Origin of the sequence: Streptomyces sp. MNU76, assembly GCF_020982545.1 — a bacterium.
Lineage (GTDB): Bacteria > Actinomycetota > Actinomycetes > Streptomycetales > Streptomycetaceae > Streptomyces.
Window position 1 is genome coordinate 35,273 of sequence record NZ_JAJKLK010000023.1, and the last position, 16,811, is coordinate 52,083.

16 protein-coding genes are annotated in these 16,811 nt (G+C 72.3%); 10 read left to right on the forward strand and 6 right to left on the reverse strand.

Annotation, left to right across the window (positions count from 1 at the left end):
• Positions 1-88: 88 nt before the first annotated feature.
• Together E4N62_RS37510 and E4N62_RS37515 are read right to left on the reverse strand one after the other, a co-directional pair.
• On the reverse strand, positions 89-3,241 hold the full coding sequence (locus E4N62_RS37510) for a sacsin N-terminal ATP-binding-like domain-containing protein (protein WP_230221796.1): 3,153 nt from the start codon (positions 3,239-3,241) through the stop codon (positions 89-91).
• A 347-nt stretch (positions 3,242-3,588) separates the two neighbouring features.
• The gene (locus E4N62_RS37515; RefSeq protein ID WP_230221798.1) at positions 3,589-4,515 is read right to left on the reverse strand and encodes a DUF3027 domain-containing protein; all 927 of its coding nucleotides are present in this window, start codon (positions 4,513-4,515) and stop codon (positions 3,589-3,591) included.
• Between the two features lie 706 nt (positions 4,516-5,221).
• Between E4N62_RS37515 and E4N62_RS37520 the strand changes: the two genes are divergently transcribed.
• The 4 genes from E4N62_RS37520 (at position 5,222) to E4N62_RS37535 (ending at position 8,791) form a co-directional block, all read left to right on the forward strand.
• Positions 5,222-6,568 carry an MFS transporter gene (locus E4N62_RS37520; protein ID WP_230221800.1) on the forward strand — a complete coding sequence of 449 codons (1,347 nt, stop codon included), beginning with the start codon at positions 5,222-5,224 and terminating at the stop codon, positions 6,566-6,568.
• Between the two features lie 97 nt (positions 6,569-6,665).
• The gene (locus E4N62_RS37525; protein WP_230221802.1) at positions 6,666-7,136 is read left to right on the forward strand and encodes a hypothetical protein; all 471 of its coding nucleotides are present in this window, start codon (positions 6,666-6,668) and stop codon (positions 7,134-7,136) included.
• A 16-nt stretch (positions 7,137-7,152) separates the two neighbouring features.
• A complete protein-coding gene (locus tag E4N62_RS37530; RefSeq protein WP_230221804.1) occupies positions 7,153-7,887 on the forward strand; it encodes a futalosine hydrolase in 735 nt (244 codons plus the stop codon).
• A 76-nt stretch (positions 7,888-7,963) separates the two neighbouring features.
• On the forward strand, positions 7,964-8,791 hold the full coding sequence (locus E4N62_RS37535; RefSeq protein WP_230222077.1) for a 1,4-dihydroxy-6-naphthoate synthase: 828 nt from the start codon (positions 7,964-7,966) through the stop codon (positions 8,789-8,791).
• Positions 8,792-8,871: 80 nt separating this feature from the next.
• Here E4N62_RS37535 and E4N62_RS48930 read toward each other — a convergent pair whose 3' ends face one another.
• Positions 8,872-9,255, reverse strand: a complete 384-nt coding sequence (locus E4N62_RS48930; RefSeq protein WP_184892585.1) for a cold-shock protein — start codon at positions 9,253-9,255, stop codon at positions 8,872-8,874.
• A gap of 391 nt (positions 9,256-9,646) precedes the next feature.
• Between E4N62_RS48930 and E4N62_RS37545 the strand changes: the two genes are divergently transcribed.
• The 3 genes from E4N62_RS37545 (at position 9,647) to E4N62_RS37555 (ending at position 10,536) form a co-directional block, all read left to right on the forward strand.
• Positions 9,647-9,973 carry a DUF6069 family protein gene (locus tag E4N62_RS37545; RefSeq protein ID WP_230221806.1) on the forward strand — a complete coding sequence of 109 codons (327 nt, stop codon included), beginning with the start codon at positions 9,647-9,649 and terminating at the stop codon, positions 9,971-9,973.
• A 107-nt stretch (positions 9,974-10,080) separates the two neighbouring features.
• Positions 10,081-10,236 carry a hypothetical protein gene (locus E4N62_RS37550; protein WP_268270272.1) on the forward strand — a complete coding sequence of 52 codons (156 nt, stop codon included), beginning with the start codon at positions 10,081-10,083 and terminating at the stop codon, positions 10,234-10,236.
• A gap of 48 nt (positions 10,237-10,284) precedes the next feature.
• Positions 10,285-10,536: a hypothetical protein gene (locus E4N62_RS37555; protein WP_230221808.1), complete on the forward strand. Its 252-nt coding sequence runs from the start codon at positions 10,285-10,287 to the stop codon at positions 10,534-10,536.
• Positions 10,537-10,539: 3 nt separating this feature from the next.
• On the opposite strand, the gene E4N62_RS37560 is transcribed toward E4N62_RS37555, so the two are convergent.
• The 3 genes from E4N62_RS37560 to E4N62_RS37570 form a co-directional block, all read right to left on the reverse strand.
• Positions 10,540-11,166 carry an HAD family hydrolase gene (locus tag E4N62_RS37560; RefSeq protein WP_230221810.1) on the reverse strand — a complete coding sequence of 209 codons (627 nt, stop codon included), beginning with the start codon at positions 11,164-11,166 and terminating at the stop codon, positions 10,540-10,542.
• Positions 11,167-11,257: 91 nt separating this feature from the next.
• A complete protein-coding gene (locus tag E4N62_RS37565; RefSeq protein ID WP_230221812.1) occupies positions 11,258-12,607 on the reverse strand; it encodes a hypothetical protein in 1,350 nt (449 codons plus the stop codon).
• Positions 12,608-12,675: 68 nt separating this feature from the next.
• The gene (locus tag E4N62_RS37570) at positions 12,676-13,506 is read right to left on the reverse strand and encodes a glycosyltransferase (RefSeq protein WP_268270273.1); all 831 of its coding nucleotides are present in this window, start codon (positions 13,504-13,506) and stop codon (positions 12,676-12,678) included.
• Between E4N62_RS37570 and E4N62_RS37575 the strand changes: the two genes are divergently transcribed.
• From E4N62_RS37575 to E4N62_RS37585, 3 genes are all read left to right on the forward strand, one after another.
• Complete coding sequence (locus tag E4N62_RS37575; protein WP_230221816.1) at positions 13,400-13,732, forward strand: hypothetical protein; 333 nt, start codon at positions 13,400-13,402, stop codon at positions 13,730-13,732. The genes E4N62_RS37570 and E4N62_RS37575 overlap by 107 nt on opposite strands.
• A 138-nt stretch (positions 13,733-13,870) precedes the next feature.
• Positions 13,871-14,611 carry an ABC transporter ATP-binding protein gene (locus E4N62_RS37580; protein ID WP_374117163.1) on the forward strand — a complete coding sequence of 247 codons (741 nt, stop codon included), beginning with the start codon at positions 13,871-13,873 and terminating at the stop codon, positions 14,609-14,611.
• The gene (locus tag E4N62_RS37585) at positions 14,608-16,800 is read left to right on the forward strand and encodes a hypothetical protein (RefSeq protein ID WP_230221818.1); all 2,193 of its coding nucleotides are present in this window, start codon (positions 14,608-14,610) and stop codon (positions 16,798-16,800) included. Before E4N62_RS37580 ends, E4N62_RS37585 begins: the two co-directional genes overlap by 4 nt.
• Positions 16,801-16,811 lie beyond the last annotated feature (11 nt).

Below are 16,811 nucleotides of genomic sequence, written 5' to 3' on the forward strand. Positions count from 1 at the left end.
AGACCAGACTCAGGGCTCCTGGGAACGGTTGTACGAGTTGTGAACAAACTTTGCGAATGTTGCACAGATCACATCGCGGAGGTTTAGCTCAGTCGAACCAGCGGTCCCGGGCCAACTCCTCCGTCCTGGACGGGTCTTCGAGCAGCGCGGCCACCTCGAAGCGGCGCGGCCACTGCCCGGCCGCCCAGGCCAGCCCGGCCGCGACACCCTCCAGCGTGGACGCGTGCAGTACACCGTCGCGGGTGCGGCGCCAGTCCAACTCCACGCCGTCGACGACGAGTTCCTCGTGCTCCACGTACGACGTCGGCGTGGCCGGGCCCAGCAGGACCCGGACCGACTCCGGTACGTCGTGCTCCGTGCCCTCGGAGTCGACCTCCCCCGTCACCGACTCGCTGAGCCGCCGCACCTGGAACAGCTCGGCCAACTCGGCGGCCCGCGACGGCCGTACGGGCAGCAGGGGCACACCGGAGGTGAACGGCAGCAGGTCGGGCGAGTCGACGACCACGGCGTCGGCCGCGTCCACGACGGTCACCTCACCGTCCAGCACCGCGCGCAACTCGTCCGGAAGAGTCACCTGTTCGGGGTCCAGTTCGGCCAACGCGCCGTACAGACCGTGCAGTTGCGCGGCGCCCACCGGCAGATCGGGGTCGGCCAGCCGGTCCAGCAGTTCGGCGGCGCCACCCGGCTCGTCCAGCAGCGCGGCCACCGAGGTCCGCACGCCCAGCGCCCGCAGCACCTGCTCGTCGTCGAAGCCGGTGGCGTCGGCCTCGTCGTACAGGCCGCGCAGCAGCGGGTCGCCGCCGGCCGCGAGCAGGCCCGCCGGGCGTCGGCCGTCGAGGACGGGGTGACCGCGCAGCCACCAGGCGGTGTAGGGGCGGACGACCTCGTGCGTGCCGTCCGCGAGCAGGATGCGCACCGGCTGGACCAGCGCGTCGCGCAGCGGCGGCTTCGCCAGCAGCGCGAGCGCCTCCGGCCAGCGGTCCTCGTCGACGAGGTCCAGGTCGCGCACGGCCACGATCTCCGTCGCGACCGGCGGCACCGGGCTGTCCGGGAACCTGTCGAGGATGTCCTCGGACCACACGTCCACCGCGTCCAGCAGCCCGGCGTCGTCGGGCTCGGCGAAGTCCCCGTCGCGCGGCTCCAGTTCGTCGGGGTCGAGGACGACGTCGGTGGCCCGTACGAGGGCGAAGGTGGCGAGGACCCCGCAGGCGGCCAGGGGCTGTTCGCCCCAGCGGTCGGCCAGTTCGGCGTCGACGAAGGCGAGTTCGTCCTCGCGCATGACCCGGGCGAACGGGCTGCCGGGGAGGACGAGTTCACCGGCGGGGGCCAGCTCACCGTCCTCGTCGGTCAGCGCGAGGGCGCCGAGCCACGGCTCGTCGCCGGGTTCGAGGCCCGCGTCGCGGACCAGGGCGAGGACGAGGTCGGCCAGCTCGTCGGCGTCGGGCCGTCCGTCCTCCTCGTCCCAGGCGCCGCCGTCGTCGTCCAGAGAGGCGGCCACGGCCGCCCGTACCTGCGGCGTCGTGAGCACGGCACGCGGGGTCGCGGGCAGCGCGCCCAGCTTCTCCAGGAGGGGATGCGCGGCATCCGGGTGCGCGACCTTCAGCCCGAGGCGGGCGAGGGTGTCGGGGCGGGCCGCCGTCCGCGGGTCGTCGGGGGCCGGGAGCAGGACCTGCCGGGGCCCGATGGTGGTCCGGCCGTCGGCGAGCGGGACCGGGAGCCCGGACAGACGGTCCGGATCGACGCCGGCGAGGCTGTCGTACAGCCGCCGCCACCAGTCGGGGGCCTTCTCCAGCCCGGCGAGCCGGTCGATCGCGTCCCCCAGCGGCAGGCGCGCGACGCCCAACGTCCGCAACTCCGCGCGCCGTTCGAGCCCGGCGGGCAGCAGGCTGGGCAGGACGTCCGCGAGCACCCGTACGGTCTCGGCGCCGGCCCCTTCGACGACCTCGGCGTCACGCGGCCGCAGCGCGGCGGACAACTCCTCCAGCTCGTCGTCGGGTTCGGGCATCACGGCACGCGGCAGGAACGCGGTCCTGGGCAGCCGCTCCAGGATCGCCTGGCGCAGCGCCCCGTCCAGCTCGCCCTTGCCCAGCGGGCCGGGCACGAGGTCGATGATGCCCTCGCCCACCGGCTCCCAGGCGGCGAGGAGCGTGGCGTACGCGTCGGCCGCGCGCTGCACGAGGAAGTCGGTGAGCGGCCCGGGCGCCGCGTGCCGCCGGGTCGTGTCCAGTGGGAAGGAGGCGATGAGCAGCGCGGGCACCCCGAGGGCCTCGTCGCTGGGCGTCGGCGCGTGCACCACGGCACTCGTGCGCGGCCGGACCGGCGCCCCGTCGGGCCCGGTCGGCACGGCCCAGGTGACGGACCAGTGCGGCCGCAGCCGCTCCTCGACGGGCCGGTCGGCGAGCAGCGCGGCCTCGATCGCCCCGTGCTCGGCGACGGTCCGCCAGCGCGTCACACCGTCCCGCGAGTCCTCCACGACGACGTACGCCCCCTCCGCGCGCCGTCGCAGCGTCCGCGCCTCACCGGCGCCGACCTCGATGACGACCTCGTCGAGGCCGGGCAGGGCGAGCAGCAGCGCGTCGTCGACGGCGTGCAGCAGCCGCTCGGCGAGATCGGCGGCGGCGGTGTCGCGCAGCGGCAGGATCACGACGGTGTCGTACGACTCCGGAGCGGACCCCTCGGCCGCGAACGGCAGCCGCAGCAGCGGCACATGACCGTCCCGGCGGCGGATCTCGTCGCCCAGGCCGGGGCTGTGCCGGGCGGTGTCGGCGGCGAGCAGCCGGGCCTCGGCGAGGGACCAGCGGATACCGCCGTGCCGCCCGATGACGGCGGGCTCGTCGGTGACGGCGAGCACGGCGGCGAAGCCGACACCGAACCGGCCCACCGCGCCCTCGTGGCCGCCGCTGTGGCTGTCCCGCTTCGCGGACGCGCGGAGCGTGGACAGCGACTCGACGCCGCCCGCGTCCAGCGGGGCGCCGGTGTTGGCGGCGACGAGGACACCGTCCCGGAGGGTCAACCGCAGCCGCCCGGGGACCTTGGCCCTGGCCGCCGCGTCGGCGGCGTTCTGCGCCAGCTCCACGACGAGGCGGTCCCGGTAGCCGCCGAGGACGAGGTCCTCCTCGGCGTTGGCGTCCTCGCGGAACCGGGCGGGGCTGGTCGCCCAGGCGTCCAGCACGCCCCGCCGCAGTCGCGCCGTCCCGAACGGGTCCGCACCCTCGGCCGCCGGCCGCACGAACTTGCTCACGGTTCACATCTCCCTGTCGCCTGGTGGACACGAAGGTACCGGGTCGCCGCGCTGGCTCGGGCCGGGCGCCCAGGGGGTGGGGGTAGCTGGTATGACGGCGGGTGCGGGTGGGTGGGGCTGGTCGCCCACGCGGCGGAGCCGCATATGGACAGCCCGCGCCCCTGAAAAGCAGGGACTGCGCCCCATGCTTTTCAGGCCCGCAACCCCGCCGTCCTTTCAGGCCCGCAGCAGCGCCGTCTTTCCAGGCCCGCAGGGGCCTGGTCTTTCAGGGGCGCGGGGAACTGCGCGAGAAGCCCCACCGGGCCGCACCCGCCATCGCTCCCGCACCCCCGAGCTACCAGGCGCCCCTACGAGTGCCCCAGGTCCGCCTCGGACTCGGCCTCCTCCACCGGCACCGACCCGGAATCGGGCGACGGCCGCAGCGGGAACGGGTCCACGCGGGTCTCGTCGAGCCGCGGCGGAGCCGGCCTCGGCGGCTTCGGCATGACCGCCGCCTCCGAGTGCCCCCCGCACCCGTACGTCAGCGACACCATCCGCCCGTCCGCCGGGGCGAACTCGTTCGCGCACACCCCGAAGGCCTGCCCGAGCGATCCCCCGATCGGCACGAGGAACCCACAGCTCACACACGCGGCGGGCGCGGCCTGGGCCATCGCGGTCTTGGCCCCGAAGCCCTCCTCCCACCGGTCCGCCGCCGTGTGCAGCCCGTACCGGGACAGGACGCGCGCCCGGCGCATCCCCAGCTCCTCGGCGACCGCGGCGATCGACCCACGGCTCGGCGCGAGCGGCAGGTTCGCCGGCACCCCACCGGTGACCTCGGCGTCCTCCGCCTCCACCAGCTCGGCCATGTCGTGCGAGACGGGCGAGTTGGGCAGCGGTTCGTCCTCGCCGGAGTACCCCGGCTCCAACCGCAGGTCATCGGCTTCGGTGGGCAGCAGATCGCCGGGGCCCATGTCGCCGGGCCGGAGCCGCTCGCTCCACGGCACCCACTCCGGCGCGAGCAGCGCGTCCGGGCCGGGCAGCAGCACGACCTCGTCCAGGGTCACGAACTTCGCGCGGGAGGCGCGGGCGACGGTGACGGCCCAGCGCCAGCCGCGGTACCCCATCTCCTTGCACTCGAAGAAGTGCGTCACTACGCGGTCGCCCTCGGAGACGAGGCCCGCGTGTTCGCCCACCACGCCGGGTGCGGCGGCCTCCTCGGCGGCGGAGCGGGCGAGGTCGACGGCCTCGGCGCACAGACGGTCGGGGGTGCGGCTTCGCGTTGTCGCTGCGCTCACAGGTATCGCTTCTCTCCTACGCCGTCTCACGAGTGCGCCTCCCTCGGCGGGGGGTGCGGACGGAGCGGACCAAAGGGCCGCGTCGACGTCCGCGCCCGATCGCACTCGGGCGCACCTATGTCATCCATTCTGCGGGATGAACGAGAGGCGCGCGGCCGAGAACAACCGCCGCAGGCGCGCTATGCACGCTACCTTCTCCGAGGCTCGTCGCCCACACCGACGTAAGGGTTCCGCGATTCCGCTGCGCTTGGCTTCGGCCGACGACGGGGGGTGGGGGCCGGCTTCGGGTGTGGCCGACGGTTGGCGAAAAACCGCCGTGGCCTGCGGTCGGCTCCGCGCGAGGGGTCGGGGAGACCGGGTTGTCGGGCGTGTACGGGCCCGGTGGGGCTTCTCGCGCAGTTCCCCGCGCCCCTGAAAGCGGGGCTGCGCCCCGGCCTTTCATCGGCCACCGAGCGCCGTCCTCTGCCGAGCCATCGGCTGTCAGGCCCGCAGGGCCTGGCTCTTGAGGGGCGCGGGGAACTGCGCGAGAAGCCCCACGCACCCGCACCCGCCGACGAACCACGCACCCCCACCCCACAAGGCGCCCGGCCCCGCACCCGCCCACCCCACGGCCATACGAGCGGTAACCGCACTACGCCCCGCCATCTCGGGGCACTATGACGAGGTGACCGGCGCCGAGCGGAGCGGAGCGCGCGGATCGGGTCGGGTGACCGGCGCGGTCCGCTCGGTGGGCCGCGCCCTGCACCTCCCGTTCACCGGCCCGGCCCGAGGCATCCGCAAGGCCACCCACGCCCACGGCGCCGGCGAGTCCGGCCTCGGCAAACTGATCGAACTGCACGGAGTGAACGGCGCCGGCGACGTGATGATCACCGTCTCCCTCGCCTCCACGGTCTTCTTCTCCGTCCCCACCGACGAGGCCCGCGGCCGCGTCGCCCTCTACCTCGCCATCACGCTCGCCCCCTTCGCCCTGCTCGCCCCGGTCGTCGGCCCCCTCCTGGACCGTCTCCCGCACGGCCGCCGCGCCGCGATGGCCGGCGCCATGCTGGCCAGAGCGTTCCTCGCCCTGATCCTGGTCGGCGCCGTCGAGACGGGCCGCATCGAGCTCTACCCCGCCGCGCTCGGCGTCCTGGTCGCGTCGAAGGCGTACGGCGTGGTCCGGAGCGCGGTCGTCCCCCGTCTCCTCCCGCCCCAGTTCTCGCTGGTGAAGGCCAACTCCCGGGTCACCCTCAGCGGCCTGCTCGCCACCGGCGTCGCCGCCCCCATCGGCGCCGGACTCCAGGCACTCGGCCCCCGCTGGCCGCTCTACGGCGCCTGCCTGATCTTCATCGCGGGTACGTTCCTCTCCTTCACCCTGCCCGCGAAGGTCGACTCGGCGAAGGGCGAGGACCGGGCGCTGCTCGCAGCCGACGCCGAGCATCTGCACGGCCCGCACCGCAGCAGCACTCTCAAGCGGCCGGGGCTGCGGACGGTCGGTCCGGCGGTCACCCACGCGCTCGGCGCGAACGCCGCCCTGCGCGGCCTCTCCGGCTTCCTGATCTTCTATCTGGCGTTCCTGCTGCGCATCCACCCGCTGCACGGGCAGAGCGCGGCCCTGTCGCTGGGCATGGTGGCCGTGGCCGCCGGTACGGGGAACGCGCTGGGCACGGCCGTCGGCGCGTGGGTGAAACAGCGCTCGCCGGAGCTGATCATCGTGACCGTGGTCGCCGTGGAGCTCACGGTGGCGATCCTGGCGGCGCTGTTCTTCGGCACGTTCTTCGTCGCCGCTCTCGCCGCGGTCGCCGGTTTCTCGCAGGCGCTGTCCAAGCTGTCGCTGGACGCCCTGATCCAGCGTGACGTCCCCGAACTCGTGCGGACCTCCGCGTTCGCCCGCTCCGAGACCCTGCTGCAGATGTCCTGGGTGGTCGGCGGCGCCCTCGGGATCGCCCTGCCCCTCAACGGCACCCTGGGGATGGCCGTGGCCGCCGCGATCGTCGCCGCCGGCTGGCTCACCACGGTCCGCGGCCTGCTCTCCTCCGCCCGGCACGGGGGCACGCCCCGGGCCCGGGTGGCCTGACCCACGGCCCCGCCGACCCCGGCACGTCGCCCGGCCGACCCCGGCACGCCGTACCCCACATAAGGGCACCCCTGGACACGCCAGATAGCCTTCGCCCATGACCTCCCCGCGTTCCCGTCGCGCCGCAGCCACTCTCGGCGCCGTTTCCGCCGGACTCCTCGTCCTGTCGGCCTGCGATGAGCCCACGCCGATGGCCACCGTCACGATCGGTACCGACTCGATCAGCTCCGAGGCCGCCTGCTACCGCACCCTCACCGCCGAACAGGCCAGGGAGTGCGCGCAGAAGAAGCCCTCCAAGTCGATCGACCTGCCCCAGGGCGAGACGCTGCGCATCGGTGTCGACCCCGAGGTGTCGGAGACGGGCTGGGCCCTGTGGATCAACGGGGAGCAGGCCACCAACAACACGTTCGACAAGACCTACTGGTCCTTCGAGAACGCCGACCTGTTCGCCACCCAGCCGGGTCAGGCCGCCCAGAAGTCGCTGACCATCAGCGTCGTCGAGCAGAACGCCGAGGGCTCGAAGATCGAGGGCGTGTGGAACTTCGAGCTGAAGAACCCCGACGCCTGATCCACGGCCGACCCCCATGCGCATCCTCGTAGCCACCGCCGTCCCGGCCGAACGGGACGCGGTGGCACGAGCGTTTCCGGGCCCGGCGACCGAGTCCCGCCTCCCGGCCGGCACCCTCCACCGGTTCCGCGCCTCGGCCCACGAGCCCCCCGCCGGCCCGGAGTACGACCTCCTCGCCGCCGGTGTGGGCCCCGCGCTCGCCGCCGCGTCCGTCGCCGGTGCGCTGACGGCGGCGGTCCTCGACGGCACGCCGTACGGGCTGGTCGTGTCCGCAGGGATCGCGGGCGGGTTCGCGCCCGACGCACCCCTCGGCTCGCTCGTCCTCGCCGACGAGATCACGGCAGCCGATCTCGGCGCCGAGACACCGGACGGCTTCCTCCCGGTCACCGACCTGGGCTTCGGCACCGTCACCCACCACCCGCCCCGGGACCTCGTGCGCGCCGCCGCGACCGCCACCGGCGCCCGTACCGGCACCGTGCTCACCGTCTCCACGGTCACCGGCAGCGCCGGGCGCGCCGCCGAGCTGCGCGCCCGTCACCCCCGCGCGCTGGCCGAGGCGATGGAGGGCTTCGGGGTCGCCGAGGCCGCCGCCGCGCACGCGACACCCGTCCTCGAACTGCGGGCCGTCTCCAACCCCGTGGGCCCGCGCGACCGCGCCGCCTGGCGGATCGGCGACGCCCTGACCGCACTCACCACGGCCTTCGGGAAGCTGACGCCCGTACTGGAGAGTTGGAACCCCTATGAGCCCTGAGACGAGCCCCGAGACGAGCCCCGCGAGCGCCCCCGCGGAAGCCGCCGCCACCGGCACCGGCACCGGCGCGCTGCGGATGGCGTACTCCTCCTGCCCGAACGACACCTTCGTCTTCGACGCCTGGACCCACGGCCGGATCCCGGGCGCGCCCGCGCCCGACGTGACGTTCGCGGACATCGACATCACCAACGGCATGGCCGAACGCGGCGACCTCGACGTACTGAAGGTGTCGTACGCCGTCCTGCCGTACGTCCTCGACGAGTACGCGCTGCTGCCGTGCGGCGGTGCGCTGGGGCGGGGCTGCGGTCCGCTGGTGCTGACGCGGGAGCCGGGCTCGGACCTCACCGGCCGTACGGTGGCCGTGCCGAGCGAGCGCTCGACCGCGTATCTGCTCTTCCGTCTCTGGGCGGCGGACACGCTGCCCGGCGGGGTCGGCGAGATCGTCGTGATGCCGTTCCACGAGATCATGCCGGCCGTACGGGACGGGAAGGTCGACGCCGGACTCGTGATCCACGAGGCCCGCTTCACCTACCGGAACTACGGCCTCCACAAGCTCGCCGACATGGGCGAGCACTGGGAGGAGACGACGGGACTGCCGATCCCGCTCGGCGCGATCATCGCCAAGCGTTCGCTGGGCGAGGCGACCCTGACCACGCTCGCCGAGACGATCCGCGCCTCCGTCCACGCCGCCTGGGACGACCCCGAGGCCTCCCGCCCCTACGTCCTGGAACACGCCCAGGAGATGGACCCGGCCGTCGCCGACCAGCACATCGGCCTGTACGTCAACGAGTTCACGGCCGATCTCGGCGAGGACGGCTACGCGGCGGTCAGGGGCCTGCTGACGCGCGCGGCGGCCGAGGGACTGGTACCGCCCCTCGGCCCGGACGCGCTCGAATTCCCCTGAGAACCAGGGGAGTCGGTGGTTGTCGGTGGATTCGGCGGGACCCTGCGGGACCCAGCCGGATTCGCCTGGAGCCGGCTGGTCTACACGTCCAACTGGTCGGCCACGGCGCGCAACAGACCCGCGATCTTCGTACCGGCGGCACGGTCGGGATAGCGGCCCCGCTCCAGCATCGGCGTGATGTTCTCCAGCAGCGTCGTCAGGTCCTGCACGATCGAGGCCAGCTCGTCGGGCTTCTTGCGCTGGGCGGCGGCGACCGAGGGGGCGGGCTCCAGGATCGTCACGGAAAGGGCCTGGTCGCCGCGCTGACCGGCGACGACTCCGAACTCGACCTTCTGGCCCGGCTTCAAGGTGTCGACACCGGCGGGCAGTACGGAGGAGTGGACGAAGACGTCACCGCCGTCGTCGCGGGAGAGAAAGCCGAAGCCCTTCTCACTGTTGAACCATTTGACCTTGCCAGTCGGCAAAGCACACGCTCCCTCGATCGCTCCCGGACTGGCCGGACACCCTTGATCTGCCGTTGAGACAGCCTACCGGGGGTCTCTCCAGCCGAACACGCCTTAAAACGGGACTGAGCCCCTGCCAGTGAAGGCAGCGGCTCAAAGTGGTGCGGGAAGCGTGAGGGGCTACCCAATGTGCCGGTCTTCCCCCTTAGGCCAGTAGTTACCGGCGAGAGTTCCAGTGAGGATGCGGAGCGCGATTCCACGCGTGTGCAAGTCCCCAGCGATCCTCAGTACGTCCTTAGTTGAACGGCCCAACCGGTCAGCTTCCACACACCGAGGGTGCCTCCCTCACACATTCAGTCGAGAGCGGAGAAGAGGCCAGGGCGCTCCGCGTTCTCGGGAGACCGTCACCCGTTTGCTGGGGCACCGGCTGCGGATCGCCGACGGCGAGCAGACGCTCGACATCGGCGCCCTGCCCGTTGCGGTCGTCGCGCTGCTCGCGTCGCTCTCCGGCTGGGGACTGCCGGCCGCCCTGGAGCGGCTCTGGGCGCGGCGTGCCCGCGCCATCTGGACCGGGGTGGCCGGCGCCGTACTGGCCGTGTCCTTCCTGCCGCTCATCGGCGACAGCATGGGCAGCGGCACCCGGGTCTCCCTCGCTCTGATGCACCTGGCGGTGGCGGCGGTGCTGATCCCGGGGCTGGGCGGCAGGTCCCCCGGGGCAGGAGCCGGTGCCGCTATTTAGCCTCGCGCTTTCATGAACGTGCTCGTCCATGCCTCGATCAAATAAGCGGAGAGTGCTTCTGACGCAACGATGGGACTTGTCCAGGGTTCTGCTGGCTGCACGGAAAGGTGGTCTCGCAGGCCGGGGCGGTGCTGCTGGTCGAGACGGTCCGCAAGTCCGGCCTGGACAGTGCGATATCGGCGGCGCTGACGCCGTGGCGCAAGCCGCGGACGGTGCACGACCCGGGCAAGGTCTCCCCGGCCTATTGGTCCGTGGGCGGGTGACAAGACGTCGGCCGACTGTTCCCTCGCGCTGGGAACTACCCTGGTCGGGTGCGTGACAAAACCCAACCGAATTCCGCCGAACCCGGTGACCGACTGATCCGTGTCGGCGGCATCGTCTTCGTCATCGGCGCCGTGGCCACACTGGTCACCGTGGCCCCGCTGTTCCTCGGAACGACTCCGTTCCCCGTCTACATGTTCGTCCTGAGCATGCTCATGGGCGTCGGATTCCTCCTCGCCGGCGCCGGAGTCCTCCAGTCGGTCGCGGCGGGCCGCAGAAGGGCACGCGACGCGCGCTTCTAGGCGTCAGCGGGAGCGCGTCCGCTGGTATCCGGTGAGCCACCGCGGGAACGCCGCCAGGTCCGCGAGGACGACGTCGGCGCCCGCCTCGCGCAGCTCCCGCTCGTCGCAGGGGCCGGTGGCGACGGCGACCGAGTACGCCCGTGCCGTGCGCGCGCCGCGTACGTCGCCGATGTGGTCGCCGACGTACACGCTCGCGCCGTGCTCGCGCAACGCCTCCGCCTTGGCCTCCGCCCACAGATCCCCGACCACCTCGTCGGCCTCGATCCCGAGGTGCTCCAAGTGCAACTTCGCGTTCGGCTCGTACTTGGCGGTCACCACGATCGCGCGCCCCCCGCCCGCCCGGACCGCCGCGATCGCCTCCACCGCGCCGGGCATCGCGGGCGTGGCGGCGATGGCGATGGACGGGTACATGGCGCGATACATGTCCGCCGCGGCCGGCACCTCCTCCGCCGGAAACCAGTACGCCAGCTCATCCACCAGCGGCGGCCCCAGCCGCGTGATCGCCAGATCGGCGTCTATGCACGCCCCCGTCCTCTCCGCCAACGCCTCGAAACAGGCGTGAATTCCCGGCCGAGAATCGATCAGGGTCATGTCGAGATCGAATCCGACGGTCAGCTTGCGAGAGGTCATGCCCCCATTGTGCCGGGCGCGTCCACGGCCCGGCACGGGGCGGAAGAGCCCGGCGGTTCGGCCGCACGCGGCCGTGTCCCACCGCTGACGGTCATGGGCGTACGAGGACGGTCCAGCCCGGGTTGTAGGTGTCCGGCACGCGGAAACTCGGCCAGTCGTGGGCCCAGCGCGGCGGCTTCCCGCCGCGGAGAACCAGTGCGCTGGAACGTTCCGGGGCAGTTGTGTCGGCGGAGGAACAACCCGCCGTGTGAGCGATGGGGACGGTCGAGGCGTTTCCCTGGATGAGGCACGGCGGGCGCACTCCGTGCTCGCGCAGTACCGAGGCGATGCGGTCCCAGTCCCCGCGGGCGCGCTGCTGGATGTCCGCGTGGGTGTGCGCGAGTGTGGCCTGTATCCCCAAGTGGCCGATCACAGTCAGCGCGAGCACGACGACCGCCCACCGCGAGCCGGCCGTGCGGACCCGGCGAAGGACGGCGAGGATCCCGAGGGCGGCGGGCAGCGCCAGCAGTGCGTACACCGGCAGCAGGAACCGGGCGGCGGCGTAGGGAACGAGCAAGAGATACGGCGCCGACGCGGCCACCGCCACAGCCACCGCCAGCCACAGCGGCGCCGTGGAACGACGTGCCCGGCGTGCCTCCCAGAACCCCAGAGCGGCCAGCAGCGGGAGCAGCACCCACCACTCCGCCACGGGCGACTGCACGGTATCTCCCGCGCAGGGGCGGCACAGCAACGGACTGTCCAGCGCGGTGAGATGCGCGCCCAGCGAGAAGACGGGGCGGAGGCCGCCCTGGATCTCACCGGCCTCCGCGAGCCGGTGTCGCACCCCGCCGAATCGCAGGTGGGCCTCGACAATCCAGGGCAGCACACCCGCCGCGGCCCCGGCCGCCACCGCCGACAGTCGCCCGTACAGGCGGCCCTGGTTGCGCAGCGCGGGTATCAGCGCGGCGGCCACGAGCAGCGGTATGGCGATGGCCACGCCGTCGTTGGGCCGCATCAGGAACACCACGGCGAGGCTCACCGCCACACCGGCGTACCGGGGCCGAGGTGCGAGAAGGTAGCCCGTCGCGGCGGTAGCGCCCATCGCGGTGTAGTGGTTCGGCATCGCGGAACCGGCGTGGAACAGGGTGATCCACAGGCTGCTGTACAGGCCGGCCGCCACCCAGACCGCCGTCGGCCGGTGCAGGACCCGCAGCCAGGGCCGGAAGCCCAGCCACAGAGCGCCACCGGCCAGCATGAGAAGCCAGGCCCTGAGCAGAACCGTCGAATCGCTCCAGGAGGCCACCGGCGCCAACAGCAGGGGGACGCCGCGCGTGCGCGGGGCACTGAACGGGGTCGCGGGATCATAGGGCGAGAAACGGCTGGCGTACACGATCTCGTCCCAGCCGAGTGGCATCGTGAGCGGTACCAGCGCGGCCGAGACCAGGCAGAACGCTCCGGACACGATCCACAGCATCCTGTGGGCTCGGACCCGCGCGATCCGGTGGGCCGCACCCCGCATGCTCAGGGCCCTCATGCGGCTCGGCGCAGCGTGCGGCGGCCGCGGCGGACCACACCGCGCGAGAGTATCCGCGCCGTGGCGGCGAGCACGGTGGCCCGGCCGCGCCATCCGGCTGAGCCCAGCCGTGTGGGAGCCGGCCTTGTGGAGTGCTCATCGGCCAGGGTGCGGAACAGGCGCTCGTAGCGTTCGGCGATGTCCTCCGGTGCGAAGCGATCGGTCGCGCCGGCTCTCGCCGCCCTGCCCATCGCCTTGCGCCGCTCCGTGTCCTGCATCAGCGTCGTCAGCATGTCGGCCATGTCCCGGGTACTGTCACGCGGGACGAGCAGACCGTCCACCCCATGGCGGATGATCTCGCCGGGGCCGTGCGGACAGTCGGTGCTCACCACAGGCAAGCCGCACCGCATGGCCTCCACGATGGTCATGCCGAACGACTCCTGGGCCGAGGTGACCGCGGCGACGGATCCCTTGACCCACTCGTTCTCGATCGGGGTGACCATCCCCATCAAGAGGGCCCGGTCGCCCAGGCCGTGATGGGCTATCCGCTCGGCGATCCGGGCGCGCTCCACGCCGTCCCCATAGATGCGCAGGGACCAGTCAGGGCAGTCCTCGCCGGCCATGGCGAAGGCGTCGACCAGCATCTCGTACCGTTTCACACGGGCCGGCCGGCCGGCCGCGACCACGACCTTGGCGTCTCCGTCTGCCGGTGACACGGCGGGTTCGGGGACGCTGTTGGGGATGGCCAGTACGCGAACACGCGGCAGTCGCAGGCCGCGCCGGTGGTCGCGTGCGTCCGCCTCGGTCGCCCTCACGGCCTCGGTCGACGAAGTCACCGTCAAGACCATCGACGACCGCAAGCGCATCGCCGTCACCAAGACCCACGACAACGACGCGCAGGTCAAGGGCCAGTACAAGCGGAACGGCGAAGGCGGCTCGGTCCGTACCATCTGGAACAAGAACGAGTACGCCAGCACCGTGAAGAGCGGCACCGGGGCGCGGATCTACGCGGTCAAGGCCTGCGAGTACAAGAACAACTGGCCGGACGACTGCAGCAACTGGGTCACTCGCTGACGCGAGTCACGTCTGCGATCGTGCGGCGGTGTCGCTACCGAGCATGCGTAGCCTTACCGGATGCCTGTCCGGGGTTCAGGGTGGGGGTGACCGTTCAGGTCCCTCCACCCTGGCGCACAGATCCATTCTCGAGGATTGATGACTGACTCTCAGCGCTCATCGGCCGAAGGGCTCGCCGTAGCAGCGAAGGCGCCTCCTGCCGGGCAACTCATGCTCGAAGTACGGGGACTCCGTGTGCGGGTGTCGGAGCGGTTATTGCTCGACGACACGGACCTGACGGTGCGCAGCGGAGAGTCCGTCGCGGTGACCGGGCCGAGCGGCAGCGGCAAGAGCACGCTGCTGATGTGCGTTCTGGGGCTCAGCCGGCCGACGGCCGGGCAGGTGAAGGTGGCGGGTGCCGACGTCACCGCGATGCGGCCCCGTGCGCTCGCCAGGCACCGGCGTACGCACATCGGCACGATCTTCCAGTTCGGCGAACTGCTGCCGGAACTGACTCCGGTGGAGAACGTCGCGGTGGCGGCGCTGTTGTCCGGCGCCCGCCGGTCCGCGGCGTTCGAGCAGGCGGCGTCGCTGCTGACGCGGCTCGGGGTCTCCCCCGACACGGTCGCCACCTCCCAGCTGTCCGGCGGTGAACGCCAACGGACCGCCGTCGCACGAGCATTGATCAACAAGCCGTCGTTGCTGCTCGCCGACGAACCCACCGGCGCTCTCGACGATCGGAATCGGGAATCGGTCTCGGATCTGCTCTTCGGTCTTCCGAAGGAGACCGGCTGCGGACTGTTGGTCGTCACACACGACGCCGCGGTGGCCGCACGCGCCGACAGGACCGTGCACCTTGCCGAGGGGCGGCTCGCCGAGGCGGCGACACGAGCGCGATGACGCACATGCTGCGGATCGGACGGGGAGCGGCTGCCGCAGCCGAGGCGGGCACGATCCGAACCTGGCTGCTGGCCGCCGCCACCTTTCTGCTCGCCGCGAGTCTCGGTGTCCTCGCGCTGGCGCAGAGTTCGTTCGACGGCCGGGCGCAGCGGACCCAGGAGCGTGCCGTTGACTGGACGACCGGGACCCGCGACGCCAATCTGATAGCGCAGCCTGTGACCGACATGGTGGGGACAACCGCCTTTCAGGTGGTGTGGCTGGAGCCGCTGCGGGCGGACGCCCCGCTGCCGCCGGGCCTCGACCGCTGGCCGGGGCCGGGGGAGGCCGTTCTGTCGCCCGCGCTCGCGGAAGCCGGTGCCGGTACCGTGGAGCGCATCGGCAGCCGATACGGGAAGTCCGTCGGCACTATCGGCGCGGAGGGTCTGCAGGCCCCGGCAGAGCTGCTGGCGTATGCCCGACCCGTCGGTGGTGCGGACGACCTCGACGCGGAGTCGTTCGGGGCGGTGGGGTTCGGCGGGGCCGGCGCGTCCACGTTCGGCGAGGACGACAATCTGCCACCCTCCGAGCAGTTCTACGGTGCCCTGGCGGGATTGGTGTTCCTGCCCGTGGTCCTCCTGGTCACCGTGGCGGCCCGCGTCGGCGCGGTGGCACGGGACCGGCGATCGCGACTGCTCGCCGTGCTGGGCGCCGGTGCGCGTGCGCGTGCGTGTTTCGCCCTCGGAGAGGCGTCTGTGCCGGTTCTCGTCGGCACGCTTGCGGCCGCTCTCGCCCTCACTCCCGCCCTTCTGATCGACCTGCCGCTCCCCATGGTCGACTTCCAGCTCTATCGCCCGGACGCGACCGCCGCCGTACCGGGACTCATCGGTGCTCTGCTGGCCGCTCCGGTCGTCGTGCTCGCGACGGTGGTACTGCTGCAGCCGAAAGCCGACGGCGCGCAGCAAGGCGGCTCCCAACCGGCGGTACGCCGCGGCAGGCTGTACCGGATCGGCGGGTTCGCGTTCGCGCCCGTTCTCCTGGTGACCGTGCGGGGCACCGAGCTCATGTCCGACGACATGAAGCTCCCGTTCTACGTCCTCGGCACTGTTCTGGTTTTCGCCACCCTTCCCGCCGCCGTGAGCATGCTCTGCGTAGGGCTCGGCGGACGACTGGCCAGGTGGGGACGCCGTATCGGATCCAGCGGGAGCATCATCGCGGGCCGCCGCCTGGCCGCCCATCCGCAGGCCACGGTCCGCCTCGTGGCCTCACTGACGCTGGCCGTCGGGCTAGCGGCGCAGGCCCAGTTGTGGGGCGGGGTGTTCGGCGAGAACGCCGCCCGTGCCCTGACCACTCTGGACAGAGTCGGCAACAGCGTGCTCACCGTGGACTATCCGCAGTCCTCCAGGCGACTTGCCGCCTTCGAGAAGTCGCTTCCCGACGGGGTGGAAAGCGCGGTGCTGCGCGTGGTGACCGATGACGAGACCGTGCGGAGCACGGCCAGGCTCATCGGCTCATGCGATGCGCTCAAGGCATTGAACACGCCCTGCAGTTCCACGCCGGTGTCCGTCCCGGGCGGCGGACCTGATCCGCGGCTGCGGGAGTTGGTGGCGTGGAGCACGTACGACACCGCATCGGTCGACGCGCAACAGGGCAGGACGTCGGGCTGGCGGACGACGGACAACACATCCGTGACTCTGCTGCTCGTCAACTCCGCGGGACCGCACGAGGATCTGCCGATGGGGCTGTTGAAGGAACTGGCGTACCGGCATCTGGGCGTGGACGCGACCGTCACGTCGGTGGGCGGCTTCTACAGTGCCGTCGGTGGCCTGGAGGCCGCCACGCGCTGGATCCGGCTGCTGGCGTCCACCGGCATGTTCGTGATCGCTCTGGCGGCAGGGCTGGGGGCGATGGGCGAGTTCGTCCGGTACGGGCGTGAGCTGGCCCCGCTCAGCGTGTTGACCGGGCGTCGGACGGTGTTCGGGACCACGGCCGTGTGGTCGCTTCTGGTGCCCTCCCTGCTGGCTGTGGGGATCGGTGTCCTCACCTCGGTCTGGCTCGCCACACCCATCCAGATCGACCGGCCCACGGTGATCTCCCTGGCCTCTCTCGCTCCGACGACTCTGGCCGCGCTGTGCGGCGCCATCGTGCTCACGGTGTGGGGCGCTCGGGTATCAGTCGTGTCGGCCCGCGGCTGGCGGCCCGCCGCAGACTGATGTGTTCGCCC

Bases quoted from the DNA above. Each gene is read 5' to 3' on its own strand.
- E4N62_RS37525 (WP_230221802.1), top strand. From the start codon at position 6,666: ATGACCTCCCCGCGTTCCCGTCGCGCCGCAGCCACTCTCGGCGCCGTT.
- E4N62_RS37530 (WP_230221804.1), top strand. From the start codon at position 7,153: ATGCGCATCCTCGTAGCCACCGCCGTCCCGGCCGAACGGGACGCGGTG.
- E4N62_RS37535 (WP_230222077.1), top strand. From the start codon at position 7,964: ATGGCGTACTCCTCCTGCCCGAACGACACCTTCGTCTTCGACGCCTGG.
- E4N62_RS37560 (WP_230221810.1), bottom strand. From the start codon at position 11,166: ATGACCTCTCGCAAGCTGACCGTCGGATTCGATCTCGACATGACCCTG.
- E4N62_RS37575 (WP_230221816.1), top strand. From the start codon at position 13,400: ATGGCCAGTACGCGAACACGCGGCAGTCGCAGGCCGCGCCGGTGGTCG.
- E4N62_RS37570 (WP_268270273.1), bottom strand. From the start codon at position 13,506: ATGGTCTTGACGGTGACTTCGTCGACCGAGGCCGTGAGGGCGACCGAG.
- E4N62_RS37580 (WP_374117163.1), top strand. From the start codon at position 13,871: ATGACTGACTCTCAGCGCTCATCGGCCGAAGGGCTCGCCGTAGCAGCG.
- E4N62_RS37585 (WP_230221818.1), top strand. From the start codon at position 14,608: ATGACGCACATGCTGCGGATCGGACGGGGAGCGGCTGCCGCAGCCGAG.